This window comes from Pantoea sp. At-9b (genome assembly GCF_000175935.2).
GTDB lineage: Bacteria > Pseudomonadota > Gammaproteobacteria > Enterobacterales > Enterobacteriaceae > Pantoea.
On the sequence record NC_014841.1, the window covers coordinates 210,538 to 223,141 of the forward strand.

The 12,604-nt window shown below is 52.9% G+C and carries 11 protein-coding genes; 8 read left to right on the top strand and 3 right to left on the bottom strand.

What is annotated here, in order from left to right; translation table 11 throughout:
• Positions 1–80: 80 nt before the first annotated feature.
• Both PAT9B_RS28295 and PAT9B_RS28300 read right to left on the bottom strand, forming a co-directional pair.
• Positions 81–1,157 (bottom strand): alpha/beta fold hydrolase, encoded by a 1,077-nt coding sequence (locus tag PAT9B_RS28295; protein ID WP_013512714.1) that lies wholly within the window; start codon positions 1,155–1,157, stop codon positions 81–83.
• A 276-nt stretch (positions 1,158–1,433) separates the two neighbouring features.
• A complete protein-coding gene (locus PAT9B_RS28300) occupies positions 1,434–2,420 on the bottom strand; it encodes a nitrilase family protein (RefSeq protein ID WP_013512715.1) in 987 nt (328 codons plus the stop codon).
• Positions 2,421–2,511: 91 nt separating this feature from the next.
• Here PAT9B_RS28300 and PAT9B_RS28305 point away from each other — a divergent pair, with 91 nt between their 5' ends.
• The 3 genes from PAT9B_RS28305 (at position 2,512) to PAT9B_RS28315 (ending at position 6,099) form a co-directional block, all read left to right on the top strand.
• Complete coding sequence (locus PAT9B_RS28305; RefSeq protein ID WP_013512716.1) at positions 2,512–3,378, top strand: LysR family transcriptional regulator; 867 nt, start codon at positions 2,512–2,514, stop codon at positions 3,376–3,378.
• Positions 3,379–3,583: 205 nt separating this feature from the next.
• Positions 3,584–4,963: a diguanylate cyclase gene (locus PAT9B_RS28310; protein ID WP_013512717.1), complete on the top strand. Its 1,380-nt coding sequence runs from the start codon at positions 3,584–3,586 to the stop codon at positions 4,961–4,963.
• A gap of 14 nt (positions 4,964–4,977) precedes the next feature.
• A complete protein-coding gene (locus PAT9B_RS28315) occupies positions 4,978–6,099 on the top strand; it encodes an FUSC family protein (protein WP_013512718.1) in 1,122 nt (373 codons plus the stop codon).
• Here PAT9B_RS28315 and PAT9B_RS28320 read toward each other — a convergent pair.
• Positions 6,070–6,969 (bottom strand): AEC family transporter, encoded by a 900-nt coding sequence (locus tag PAT9B_RS28320; protein ID WP_013512719.1) that lies wholly within the window; start codon positions 6,967–6,969, stop codon positions 6,070–6,072. The genes PAT9B_RS28315 and PAT9B_RS28320 overlap by 30 nt on opposite strands.
• A gap of 178 nt (positions 6,970–7,147) precedes the next feature.
• Here PAT9B_RS28320 and PAT9B_RS28325 point away from each other — a divergent pair, with 178 nt between their 5' ends.
• The 5 genes from PAT9B_RS28325 to PAT9B_RS28345 all read left to right on the top strand — a co-directional run bounded on the left by PAT9B_RS28325 (position 7,148) and on the right by PAT9B_RS28345 (position 12,597).
• Entirely contained in the window at positions 7,148–8,068 is a 921-nt protein-coding gene (locus PAT9B_RS28325) for a LysR family transcriptional regulator (protein ID WP_013512720.1), read from the top strand.
• 106 nt (positions 8,069–8,174) lie between these two features.
• The gene (locus PAT9B_RS28330; protein ID WP_013512721.1) at positions 8,175–9,098 is read left to right on the top strand and encodes an N-carbamoyl-D-amino-acid hydrolase; all 924 of its coding nucleotides are present in this window, start codon (positions 8,175–8,177) and stop codon (positions 9,096–9,098) included.
• A gap of 16 nt (positions 9,099–9,114) precedes the next feature.
• Positions 9,115–9,969, top strand: a complete 855-nt coding sequence (locus PAT9B_RS28335) for a D-amino-acid transaminase (RefSeq protein WP_013512722.1) — start codon at positions 9,115–9,117, stop codon at positions 9,967–9,969.
• Between the two features lie 74 nt (positions 9,970–10,043).
• The gene (locus PAT9B_RS28340) at positions 10,044–11,639 is read left to right on the top strand and encodes an ABC transporter substrate-binding protein (RefSeq protein WP_013512723.1); all 1,596 of its coding nucleotides are present in this window, start codon (positions 10,044–10,046) and stop codon (positions 11,637–11,639) included.
• 16 nt (positions 11,640–11,655) lie between these two features.
• Positions 11,656–12,597, top strand: a complete 942-nt coding sequence (locus tag PAT9B_RS28345; RefSeq protein WP_013512724.1) for an ABC transporter permease — start codon at positions 11,656–11,658, stop codon at positions 12,595–12,597.
• The last annotated feature ends 7 nt before the right edge of the window (positions 12,598–12,604 follow it).

A 12,604-nucleotide genomic window follows, 5' to 3' on the forward strand; every position in this document is an offset into this window, starting at 1 on the left:
AAAAGGAGAGTGCTGTCGAAAATAAATCCCTTATTAAAAAATGGAAAGTCACCTGAGTGACTTCCCGATAAAGAAAAATATTAATGATTTTCTGTGGTAACGGGCGTATGTGCTAAGAACGTTTTCAGCCGTGCATGATAAAATTTTGCCTGCATCATGGTGCCATGGCCGCTGGTTTCCGCACTCGCCGGGATAAGCAGCAATTCAGCCTGTTTTATCTGATGCAATTCACCCTGTAAAATGCCAGTCTCCACCGGATTTCGTTCATCATCTGCGGAGTTAATAATTAACATCGGTGCCTTAATGCGATTCAGGGCAGGTAACGCATTATAATTTGCCGATGAACTCCAGATGTAAATGAGGTCGTTCGCATCGGCAGTGACCGGTGCTGCAAGACGTTCATCAACCAGCTTATCCGCCAGCGCACGCGTGGGTGCTTTGTGTTGATACGCCAGTGTACCGCCGGTCGTGGCGATGCTGAACATAATATTGGCGGTTTTTAGCACCGGCGGCTGCTGGTGATAGTTGCCTTCTGCCCAGGCCGGATCGCCTTTGATGGATTCGACCAGCATGCGGCGCAGCATCCAGTTGCGACCGGACAATTCATTGGGTTGTGATGCCATCGGCACCAGCGCATCCATCATCGACGGGTATTTTTCACCCCATAGCCAGGTCTGCATTCCTCCCATCGAATAGCCCATCACCAGCCGCAGATGAGAAATACCCAAACCTTCTTTAATTAAGCGATATTGGGCAGTCACCATATCGTCATAATCATAGTGAGGAAAAGCCATGCGTAAACCATCCGAAGGTTTGGATGATTTTCCGGAGCCAATGCTCTCCGGGATGATAATAAAATATTTACTGCTATCCAGTGCCTGCCCCGGACCAAATAGCTCACCGGCAAAACCCTGAGCCAGTAACGCGTTAATTGGCTGGTTAGTTCCGTGGAGTAATAATACCGCAGGTTTACTGCGGTCGCCGAGTGTGTAGTAATGAATACGTAAATCTTTCAGTTTTTCGCCGTTGTTAAAAGTAAATTCTTTGGCGACCCAGTCAGCTTCTTTGGGTGCAGGTAATACATTTGCTGCCTGGCTTAAAGGTGATAAAGCTAACAGAAGGGTACATGCCACTCCTGATATCGTGCGACTAATCATAAAAGCAACTCTTAAGTTATATGTAGTCCCCTGGAGGCCTGATATTAGTTTCAATTAAGAAAAATCCCAATGAACATCAACAACATCAGGGAAAAAACACACAATGCTCTTTGATTTTGAGTTTTAACAAGACGATTTTTAGTTGGTTTTTCTTAGGATAATACATCCTTGTATTATTTTTGCTGCCTGCTTCAGATGATTAGTTCAGCCCGATACAAGTAAAGGGGATGTTTTCTGCTGGTCACCTGTTGTGTTGCTTAAGCGTGACGTTTTGGGTTATTTCTTCTGACCGAAAGAAGGAATATCGTCCGAGAAACGTGCCTCGCGGGCATCGCGTTCATAACATTGCGGTTCGCACAACATGCCGTAGAGATTGGGGCGACGTCCGTGAATCCAGCGCCGTCCGGTGGACATCGCCAACAGGCTGGTATCCAGATCGGCCACCACCAGCGTATCCTCAGCGGACCAGGTTTCATTGATAATTCTGCCGTAGGGGTCCAGCACCATTGCATTACCGGTGCGTATCTCGCCATTATCCAGACCAATACCATTACTGAACAGAATAAACAGGCCATTGTCGTGCGCCCTTGATGGCAGCCAACGCATCAACCAGCCGCGGCCGCTGTCGCCACGCAAGGCGGCTTCCAGCATTTCCGGTTGTTCGTGGCGGTTTTCCCACAGGCTGACGGGGATCGGTTTCATGCCAAACGGGCTGCGGGAATGCGTACCGCCGGTTTGATGGGGCGCGATCAGAATGTCGGCACCCATCAGCGCAGTAATACGGGCATTCTCGACCAGATTGTTATCCCAGCAAATCAGCACCCCGGCTTTGACGCCCCAGGGCGTATCGAAGACGGTAAAGCGATCGCCACGTACAATGGCCTGATGTTCAAATGCGTACATTTTACGATGGACATGGATGTTGCCATCCGGCATACAGACCGCATAGGAATTGTAATTCAGCCCGTCGTTGCCCCGCTCAATGAAACCTGCGCCAATCGCCATATCATGTTGCTTTGCCAGTGCCAGCAGGGGAGCCAGTGAGGGGCTATCTTCAATGGATTCAGCCAGATCGCTCACTTGATCAGCAGTGAGATCGGGAACATGCCAGTAGCCGGTGATGCACATTTCGGGAAAGGCCAGAATCTTAATACCCTGATGTGCGGCCTGCTGGATAAAGTTTTTCATTACGCCGAGATTGTAAGCCTTATCGCTGGCGCGATGGCAAAACTGCACGGTGGCAACCCGGATTAAATCGTCCATTTGTTTCTCCTCGTTGGAAAGTGCGAAGATTTCACCAAAGAGAACGTGCCGGGTATAATCACCAATTATCCACTTTTGATAACGAACTGGAATGGATATCAAATTACTGCGTGCATTCGTCACCTTAGCAGAACAGGGACGCTATCATCAGGCGGCAGAAAGCCTGTGTATCACCCAACCGGCACTGACCAAACAGATTCAGGCTCTGGAACATTTGATGGGCATGACGCTATTTCAGCGCGGGCGTCATGGCGCAAAACTCACGGTCAGCGGACAGCAACTTTTGCCCGGCGCACGTGATTTGTTGCAACGTCATGAGTTATTCCGTAACGACGTGGCTGGCATGCAAAGTGGCAGTGCGGGGCAACTCAAGCTGGGATTTGGTATTTCTTCTTTTCAACTGGCACCGTTAAAAGTGGCGGCCTTTCGCGCCCGTTATCCGTCCGTCAGGATTACGCTGAATGACCTGCCTTCTGCCATGCAGTTTCAATGGCTGATGGAAGGTCAGTTGCAGTGCGGCTTTGTTCGGCTTCCTGCGCCGGAGCCGCTGGCATCGGCGCTGCTTAAGGAAGAAACACTGGTGCTGGCCGCCCCCGAGCACGTTGCCGCGATGGGCGACTTCCGCCAGGTGATCCAACGCAGTCAACTGCTGCGGCTTAGCCCGAACCGGGGGGAAGGTCTGGTGACGCAAGGAGAGGCCTTTTTGCGTGAACATCATCTGGCACCTCAAACCGTCGCGGCAGCCGATGATATCCAGACCCTGCTGGCGCTGGTCGCCGCGGGAGAGGGTGTAGCATTGCTGCCTGCCAGCGTCAGCCATATCCTGCCATCGGGTGTGGTGCTGCTGGCGCTGAGCGGAGAGCGGACTCACTGGCAAACCGGGATTGCCTGGAATCCCGCTATCAGAGATCCACTGCGTGATAATTTCCTGAATGTCGTTTTGTCGCCAGGCAATTGAATTATGTTTGGTGAACGCGGATATACGCTAAGGATAAGTTGGCTTTTTCTTTTAAATCGTGGCAGGCGATAATTGCATTGAAAGCTGCAAAACTCTTATTTTTGTCTGGGAAGCGTTAAAAGCCCAAGGCCACTGGATCAGGTATGTTAGGATAGCCGCTTTTATTTTCACCAGACTCTCCAGCGAACACTTGGTCGATCAAAAAATGCAGGAAGAAATTAAACAATATATCTCTGTTATTCTTAAAGAATGGCAGCCTTTACGTGCAGAGCTTCCACAAGATGTCATTGTTATTCTGCGAAATATTGCCGAAGAACAATCAGACAATTTAGCGCATCGATTTTATGAAAGCTTGTTTAAAGATCCGGCGATTTCCAGGCATTTGTCCTATGAGCTGGTAGAAGAACAGCTGAGCCGCTCCTTGTCTAAATGGGTAAAGGCGATTCTGACGCAAGACGAAAGTCAGTTTGAAGTGCTGGCGCAACAGCAATATCACGTCGGGGGTGTGCACGCCCGCATCGGTATTCCGGTGGAATTTGTTCAGCGAGGTGCCCGTCAGCTTAAATATGGCATTTATGACTATGTCACTGACAATAATATTACCACGGCCCTTGGTTTACAGGTGATGCACTATGCTGCAATGGCGATTGATATTGCGATTGAAATGATGAGTCACGCCTATGCGATGTCTCATTACCGCGCCACGCGCAATGAAGAAGCGTATCGCATGCATGTATTGATGAATAATGCTTATCAGGAACAAGGCAAACAACAGTCTGCGCTTTCCAGTTGGGAAAACTCGGTTATTTACGGGTTGGTCAGTGGTGTTCACCAGACGGAACCATTGATAAAAATTGCTGAATCCAATTTTGGCTTATGGTTCCGCCATAAATGTGCGCGCCAGTTTGGCGAAAATGATCAGATTCAACAAATACGCCAACTGATGACCACCATTGACGAAAAGATGGCGCATCTGGATATTACAGCGGTCATACCCGTAGAAAAAATGCAGGATCTGTTGCGCACCATCCATGCCTGTTGTCAGAAAATTGGCACCTATATGGAGATGCTGTTCAATGACGTCTCGCATATGCAAGACGGCAAAGATGCCCTGACAAATTTACTGAATAAGCGTTATTTGCCGATTGTCCTGAAACATGAAGTCAGCCTGGCGATGGAAAACCATCTGCCATTGAGCGTGGCGATTATCGATGTCGACTTTTTCAAGAAAGTTAACGATGAATGGGGACATTCTGTTGGCGATCGTGCGTTAACGCATATTGCTAACTTGCTGAGCGATAATATTCGTGCCAGTGATTATGTGTTCCGCTACGGCGGCGAAGAGTTCATGATTGTGCTGGTGGAAGCCGGACGGTCAGAAGCCTATACCCTGCTGGAACGCATCCGTCGCATCGTCAGCAGCACGCCTTTTGAAGCGGTTTCCGGAAAAATTCTCCCCCTCACAGTCAGTATTGGTTATACCGTCCATGATGGACACCCAGACTATAATCAGTTACTCAATCGGGCGGATGTTGCGTTGTATCAGGCCAAGCGCAACGGCAGGAATCGTATCGAGCAACAGTAAGTAAGGGTCTCAGCATGGCCAGATATCAACTGCTTAAATTTCGGTTGCAGCTGCTGGTCAGCTGGCTGACAAGAGGGTGGGTGGGTTGTCGTGTCGTGCTGCTGCAACAGGTTTTTACGCTTCAGGTTATCATCGCTCTACTGTTGTCGGTGACCGTTTCCGACGCGCTGCACCTTGCTTATCCCGGCTGGGCTGCACTCAGCAGCTTTGCGGTTATGAGCCTGGCTGTCCGTGCGAGTTTGACGCGTGCGGGGCATCGGATTGTCGGGACGTTTATCGGCGGAGGCGTAGCCCTGATCCTGACGCCGATTCTGGCTGCTAACCCTTATCTCCTGATCCTGTTTTGTGCGTGCTGTGGTGGAGTCGTGGTCTGGATAGCGGTGGCGTCTTCCCGTGCCTATGCCTGGATATTAGGGGTGGTCACCGCGATGATGGTGCTGGCCGAGGCGCAAACGGTCAACGATACCCAAGCGCTATTCAGCTTTGCGCTGGAACGTCTTGAAGAAGTGATGATTGGTTGCGCGCTTTGTGTTTTTACGGTGCTGCTGTTCCATCCCCTTAATGACGTTCAACCCGGCTCTGCTCCGCATCAGGATTTACCCGAAAGCAAGATAAGCTCGTCCCTGCGTCTTCAGCTTGCCATACTGGCGGGGATCACCTTAGCGCTGGTCGCCTCAATATTGTTGAAATTTTCTATGGCGGGCTTCTGGCAAGCGATGGTTTCCGTGCTGGCGATATTGATTCTGCCCAATACCAACCAGGACAGAACTTCACTGGTTAAACAGCGAATGCAGCAGCGTTTTGCGGGTTGTTTTATTGCCGCCGTGCTCAGCCTGCTGCTGTTACCGTTATTACGGGGGTCGCCCTCGTTTTACATTATTACGCTGACGGCAGGATTATGGCTGGGTAGCCACCTGCAACAGAAAAAACCGGACGTCAGTTATTTAGGGCGTCAATTTACCATCGCCTGGATTATTGTTTTTATCCAGGACCAGTTATGGTTGGCGGATGTCAAAATCGGGGTCATTCGTTGTCTGAGTATTTTGCTGGCCGTGACGATTCTCGCCCTGGTCATGGTCGTGGGCGATTATGTGGTAAAAAACCTGTTAAAACAGGCTATTGATCCCGATCCATAGTGGCAGCGTTACCATGGATAGCAAGGTGGTCAGGCATATCGCCGAGCTGGTTATCTGGCTATCTTCCTGCGTGCGTGAAAACCCCAGCACATTGACGCCGGAGGGATTGGCGGCCATCAGGATCAATACCCCGCGCGGCATGCCATCAATATCCAGCAGTAAGCACGCCAGCAGCACCACCAACGGCATAATAATCAGTTTCGCAGCGGTAATCCCAACAACGCTGGCATTTGGACGCAGCCGGAACCCAGACAGGTTAGCCCCCAGTACTATCAATGCGCAGGGTAACGCGGCCTGCGCCAGCCAGTGTGCCAGCTTCATTATCCAGTCAGGCAGCGTGACACCCAACACGTTCACCGCCGTCCCCGCCAGCAATCCGACAATCATCGGATTAGCCAGACTTGCCAGCAGAATCCTGGCTTTAAAAGGTTCGCCATTGGTCAGACTGCTGTACAGGCTCTGAAAACTGAACAGCAGCAGGCTATGGACAGCGAGCACGGTAAACAGCAACACCAGGCCCGCATCGCCATACATCCCGGCGACCATCGCCAGACCAATCAGGGCGTTGTTGGAAAAAGACGCCGTGAGGCCGAAAGGAGTGGGATAGCCCATGCACCGATGTGCGACGAGGTTAACCAGTGAAAAAATAAGTAATGCCGGTACAAAGTAGGCCGCAAGGATTCTGATATTGAGGCCATCCTGTAACGGTGCATTGACCATACCGGTAAACAACACCATCGGCATAAATAACTTAAAAGCCAGATTCCCCAACGCTTTGTTGGCATGCGAATCAAGCGCGCCACGACGTGCCAGTACATAGCCCAAAATAATCAACAGAAAAACCGGCAAAATAATGTGTGCAGCGCTCACAGCAAAAGACTCCGATATAAAGACGGGCGAATCTTATTATTACCGGGACCGCTCCCCTCTGTCAGTGCCCTTTCTCCGGCACTGAGGCGCGCTGGCATGCTAATTGCTAACAGCCTATAACCTGGTGTTAAGCGTATGTCGGTATACGCAGGCCATTCATTCCTCAGAGGAACGTCGAATGCAGTTGCTTAATCTGCGTCAGATTGAAGTATTCCGCGCGGTGATGATCACCGGTTCAATCAACGGTGCTGCACAACTGCTGTATGTGTCGCAACCCGCCGTCAGCCGGATGCTTTCCCATACGGAAGCGCGTATTGGTTTCAAACTTTTCGAGCGGGTTAAGGGGCGACTTTATCCTTCGCCGGAAGCCCGCAGCCTGTTTAATGATGTCGAATCGGTGTATCGCGATATTCAGCGGGTCAACACCACGTTGCATAACCTGGTACAGCAGCGGCAGGGAGTCTTACGCATTGCCAGTAGCCCCAGTCTGGGGCATCAATTAGTGCCAGATGCCATTGGTGCTTTCAGGCAGTGCAATGAGCATATCCAGGTCAGTCTGGAGTGTCTGCGCCATTTGTTGCTGCGCGATCGGCTATTGGACCAGCATGCCGATCTGGGTATTTCCCTGTTTCCTATTGATCATCCTAATATTCTCGCCGTCCCGCTGAGCTATATCCGCGTGATGGTGGTGTGTCCGCTGGACCATCCGGTGACGCAGCTGCCCGCTAAAGAGTTACCTCAGGCGCTGGCTGAGATGCCATTCATCGGCTATTCCGCCGATACCCCGTTTCACAGTTTTATGATGAAGGCATTCGAACGCGTAGGGCTGCCTTACCGACCGAGCATTGATGTTGATTCCCCGCATCATGCCTGTGCGCTGGTGAAAAATGGCAGCGGATTCTCCGTGGTTGATGAAATTTCCTTCCGCGCGTCGGGCAGTGAACGCATGGCGGTGCTGCCGATCCTCGGCGAAGAACGCCTGACCATCAGCCTGGTGCACCTGCGGCATGAACCGCTGGCGCAATTCGCGCAGGTGTTTGTCGAACATCTGCGCCGGGTGCTGGACGCCAGTGGTTTTCATCTGTTCAACCTGGATTAACCTCAGGTTAAGTGCAGGCGACATAAAGGTATACGACAGAGCGCCCTGAACCTCACACAATGACCTCAAGCGCCGACACCGGGTCGGTCATGTTGAGGAATAGGACGTGCGCGAGATTGTCATTGGCGGTGCTCAGTTGGGAGCAATCCAGAAAAGCGATTCAAGAGAGAGTGTGGTGCAACGGATGCTGGCGTTACTGGAGCAGGCACGGCAGCAGGGGTGTGAACTGGTGGTTTTTCCTGAACTGGCGCTGACGACGTTTTTTCCACGCTGGTATATGGAAGATCAGCAGGAAGTCGATAGTTGGTTTGAACGCGAGATGCCGGGCACGGTCACGCAACCGTTGTTTGACTTCTCACGTGAGCACGGTATCGCCATTTCCTTCGGTTACGCCGAACTGACCCCGGAAGGGCGTCACTTTAACACCTCCATCGTTACCGATCGTCAGGGCAACATTGTCGGGAAATACCGCAAAGTGCATCTGCCGGGTCATGATGAATACGACCCGCACCGTGATTTCCAGCATCTGGAAAAACGCTACTTTGAACCCGGTGATTTGGGCTTTCCCACCTGGGAAAACGAGGGGGCGGTAATGGGGATGTGTATCTGCAACGACCGCCGCTGGCCGGAAACCTATCGGGTCATGGGCTTACAGGGCGTTGAGTTGATCACCCTCGGTTATAACACCCCTTCAGTGAACGCCCTTGAACGTAATGAGGGTGAGACCAAACGATTGTTTCACTCCGAACTCTGCATGCAGGCTGGCGCTTACCAGAATGCAACCTGGGTGGTTGGGGTGGCGAAAGCCGGGGTAGAGGATGGTTTCCCATTGATGGGCGGCAGCGTGATCGTCGATCCGAATGGATTCGTGGTTGCCAGGGCCAGCGGTCAGGGGGATGAGCTGATCACCCACCGCTGCGACATGGATTTGTGCCAGTTTGGCAAAACCACCATTTTCAATTTCGCCCGCCATCGTCGCATCGAACATTACGGCATCATCACGCGTCAGACGGGTGTTGAACGCCCTTAACCGGAGAGATTGAGTCATGCGCACCGTCTATCTGAATGGTGAGTTTATTGCAGAAAATGAGGCAAAAATTTCGGTTTTTGACCGCGGTTTCACCTTTGCTGATGCCATCTATGAGGTAACTGCCGTGTTGCAGGGCAAGCTGCTGGATTTTGACCTGCATGTTGCCCGCTTACGCCGTTCGCTGGGCGAGATGGCGCTCGCCCTGCCGTTGAGTGATGACGAGTTGCTCGCCATTCATCAAACCTTATTGAGCCGCAACGCCTTACAGGAAGGCCTGGTCTACCTGCAAGTCAGTCGCGGCGTTGAAGACCGCAACTTCGCCTTCCCGGCCGAGGGCACGCCGCCCACGCTGGTGCTCTATACCCAGGCGAAAAATATCATCGCCAGCCCGCTGGCACAGCAGGGGATGAAGATTATCAGCCTGCCGGATCTGCGTTGGGGACGCTGTGATATCAAAACCACGCAATTGTTGTATGCCTGCCTGGCGAAAGAGCAGGCGCGACAACGCGGTGCTGACGATGCCTGGCTGGTAAAAGAGGGCTTGATCACCGAAGGCACCTCCAACAATGCGTTTATCGTCACGGCTGACGGGGCGGTGGTCACACGTGAGCTGTCGCGACTGCTGCTGCCAGGCATCACCCGCAGTACGCTGATTACCTTGATTCATCAGCAAGGTCTGCGGATAGAAGAACGCGGCTTTACCCTCGACGAGGTGAAACACGCCGCTGAAGCCTTTATCAGCTCATCAACCTCGTTTGTGTATCCGGTCGTCAATGTTGACGGTCAGCCTGTCGGCGACGGTCAACCCGGTCAGCTGACGCAACGCATCAGGCAGTTTTATATCGATCGGGCGCTGGCAGTCACCGCCTGACGACCGTGCAGTCTCCTTACATTACGCACCGCAACGCCCGGCACCAGGGGTTGCTTTCTACTGGAGTGTTAAGAGTGAAACGATTTCCGTCACGTTCATTGATTGCCTGTCTTTTTACCCTTGCGCTGAGTAGCGCTATCGCCACCCCTTCGGCCATGGCGGCGGAGAAGACGATTCATGCGGTGATGTCCTCTTCATTGCGTGTGTTAGATCCGATCGCAACCACCGCGCAGATCACCCGTAACCACGGCTACATGATCTACGACACGCTGATTGGGATGGATGACAAACAGACGCCGCAACCGCAGATGGCGGACTGGAAAATTTCCCCCGATGGCCTGACCTACACCTTCACCCTGCGTGACGGGCTGCTGTGGCATGACGGTAAACCGGTAACGGCCACCGATTGTGTGGCATCGCTGAAACGTTGGGCGCGCTACGACGTCGGCGGCCAACTGATGATGAAATATGTCGACAGCATCACCGCCACCAATGACAAAACCATCACGCTCAAGCTGGCAAAACCCTTTGGCTATGTGCTGCAACTGCTGGCGAAACCCTCATCCGTGGCGGCGTTTATGATGCCGGAGCGGGTCGCCAATACACCGGATGGTCAGATGATCACCGACTATACCGGCTCCGGGCCGTTTAAATTTGTCGCCAGTGAGTTCGATCCCGGTAACCGCGTGGTGTACGAGAAATTCCAGCAGTACGTGCCGCGCAAAGAGCCAGCCAGTGGTACTGCCGGTGGCAAAGTGGTGAAGGTTGATCGGGTTGAATGGATCAACATGCCCGACCGGATGACGGCGATTAATGCCTTGTCCTCCGGGGATATTGATTTTATCGAGCAGTTGCCGATCGACCTGTTGCCGATGGTGCAGGCCGATCCCAACCTGAAAACCGGCACCCTGAGTAAACTCGGTTCGATGACCGGTGGCCGGATGAACTTCCTCTATCCGCCATTTAACAACCCGGATATTCGTCGCGCTGCCTTGCTGGCGATGAACCAGAAGGATGTGCTGGATGCGTTGGTCGGCAACCCGCAGTACTACAAATTCTGTGCCTCGGTATTCGGCTGCGGTACGGCGCTGGAAAGCGAGGCGGGCGGTGAATCCCTGCTGAAAGGCGGCAATATTGAAGCGGCGAAAGCGTTACTGAAAAAGGCCGGTTACGACGGCACGCCGGTGGTGATCATGCAGCCAACGGATGTCCCGAGCCAGGCTTCACAGCCGGTGGTGGCGGCACAGGCACTGCGTAAGGTGGGCTTCAAGGTGGATTTGCAACCGATGGACTGGCAGACCCTGGTGTCACGCCGCGCCAACCCGAATCCACCGGCTCAGGGGGGCTGGAATATGTTCTTCACCTACTGGAATGCGGAAACCATCTGGAACCCGGTGGTCAATCCGATGCTCGATGGTGGGGGACGCAAAGGTGCCTGGTTTGGCTGGCCGACCGATCCACAAATGAATCAACTCAAGGTGGATTTCGCCACCGCTACCGATCCCGCGCAACAGAAAGCGATTGCAGTGGAGATCCAAAAGCATGCGATGGACGAGGTCAGCTACATTCCGCTCGGGCAATTTTATGACGTTGCCGCGTGGAGCAACCACATCAGCCATTTAATGACCGGACCCTCAACGGTGTTCTGGAACGTCGAGAAAGACGACTGATCGCAAGGGGGTTCCTGTGGCTGGATATTTTATTCGCCGCGTGCTGGCGGCATTTCCGGTAATGCTGGTGGTCGCGCTGTTTGTCTTTCTGTTGTTGCGGCTGTCGCCGGGTGATCCGGCGGCGATTATTGCCGGTGATATGGCGACGCCAGAACAGCTGGCAGCGATTCGCGCCAATCTGGGATTGGACCAACCGCTGTATCAACAGTTTTTTGTCTGGGTTTCGCAGCTACTGCACGGCGATTTCAGCACTTCCCTGATGGCACACACCCCGGTGCTGACCATGATTGGTCAGCGTCTTGAACCGACGCTAAGCCTGGCGCTGGTGGCGATTCTCTTCACCATCCTGATCTCGGTGCCTCTTGGTGTGCTGGCTGCCTGGAAACACGGAAGCTGGATCGACAACCTGGTGATGTCAGTCTCCGTGCTGGGTTTCTCCATTCCCGTCTTTGTCATCGGCTACCTGTTGGCGACCCTGTTTGCCATCGAACTCCGGTGGCTGCCGGTACAGGGATTTACCAGCATCAGCAAAGGCGTGTGGCCGTTTGCCGAGCGTATTATTTTACCGGCCCTGACCTTATCGTCGGTGTATATCGCCCTGGTGGCCCGCATGACCCGCGCCAGCGTGCTGGAGGTGCTGGGGGAAGATTATATCCGTACCGCACGGGCCAAGGGGTTGGCGGAAATCCATGTGTTATTTCGCCATGCGCTGCGCAATGCGATGATCCCGATCCTGACGGTCATCGGCACCGGTTTTGCCCTGATGATCTCAGGTGTCGTGGTCACCGAAAGCGTGTTTAACATCCCCGGACTGGGAAGATTGATTGTCGATGCGGTACTGGCCCGCGATTACCCGGTGATTCAGGGCATGATCCTGCTAACCAGCGGGGTGTATGTGGTGATCAATCTGCTGATCGATCTCTCCTATGCGCTGAGCGATCCGCGCATCCGTTATTAAGGGTAAG